This is a genomic window from Mycoplasmopsis arginini, from assembly GCF_965278885.1.
GTDB classification, from domain to species: Bacteria; Bacillota_I; Bacilli_A; order Mycoplasmatales; family Metamycoplasmataceae; genus Metamycoplasma; species Metamycoplasma arginini_B.
On the sequence record NZ_CBDIHE010000012.1, the window covers coordinates 1 to 1,184 of the forward strand.

The 1,184-nt window shown below is 49.2% G+C and carries 1 rRNA gene; it reads right to left on the reverse strand.

Going from position 1 to position 1,184, the window contains the following annotated elements:
• Positions 1-1,184 (reverse strand): 16S ribosomal RNA (locus tag ACQW0Y_RS02940); the annotation flags it as partial.

Below are 1,184 nucleotides of genomic sequence, written 5' to 3' on the forward strand. Positions count from 1 at the left end.
CCATATTGCTTCTCTTTGTACCGACCATTGTAGCACGTGTGTTGCCCCACTCGTAAGAGGCATGATGATTTGACGTCATCCCCACCTTCCTCCCAGTTACCCAGGCAGTATCTCTAGAGTCCTCGACATGACTCGTTAGTAACTAAAGATAGGGGTTGCGCTCGTTGCAGGACTTGACCAAACATCTCACGACACGAGCTGACGACAACCATGCACCATCTGTCACTCCGTTAACCTCCGCTATATCTCTATAGCATTGCGAAGGATGTCAAGAGTGGGTAAGGTTCTCCGCGTATCTTCAAATTAAACCACATGCTCCACCGCTTGTGCGGGTCCCCGTCAATTCCTTTAAGTTTCACTCTTGCGAGCATACTACTCAGGCGGATCATTTAATGCGTTAGCTGCGTCAGTGAACTCTCCACCGACTAATGATCATCGTTTACGGCGTGGACTACCAGGGTATCTAATCCTGTTTGCTCCCCACGCTTTCGTCCCTCAGCGTCAGTATAGACCCAGTAAGCTGCCTTCGCCTTTGGTGTTCTTCCATATATCTACGCATTTCACCGCTTCACATGGAATTCCGCTTACCTCTATCTAACTCTAGTTTACCAGTATCCAAAGCGAGCCAGGGTTGAGCCCTGGGATTTGACTCCAGACTTAATAAACAGCCTACGAACGCTTTACGCCCAATAATTCCGGATAACGCTTGCGACCTATGTATTACCGCGGCTGCTGGCACATAGTTAGCCATCGCTTTCTGACAGGGTACCGTCAGCCTGGAAGCATTTCCTCAACCAGGTGTTCTTTCCCTATAACAGCACTTTACAATCCGAAGACCTTCATCGTGCACGCTGTGTCGCTCCATCAAGCTTTCGCTCATTGTGGAATATTCCCTACTGCTGCCTCCCGTAGGAGTTTGGGCCGTATCTCAGTCCCAATGTGGCCGTTCAGTCTCTCGACCCGGCTAAACATCATAGTCTTGGTAGGCCATTACCCTACCAACTAACTAATGTTCCGCACCCTCATCCTCTAGCGGAGCTTTAAAGGCTCCTTTCACAACGGAATCATGCGATTCCATGCGTATCCGGCATTAGCCAATGTTTCCATTGGGTATTCCAATCTAAAGGGTAGATTAAGCACGTGTTACTCACCCATTCGCCGCTAGGTTCAAAAGAACCTCGCTC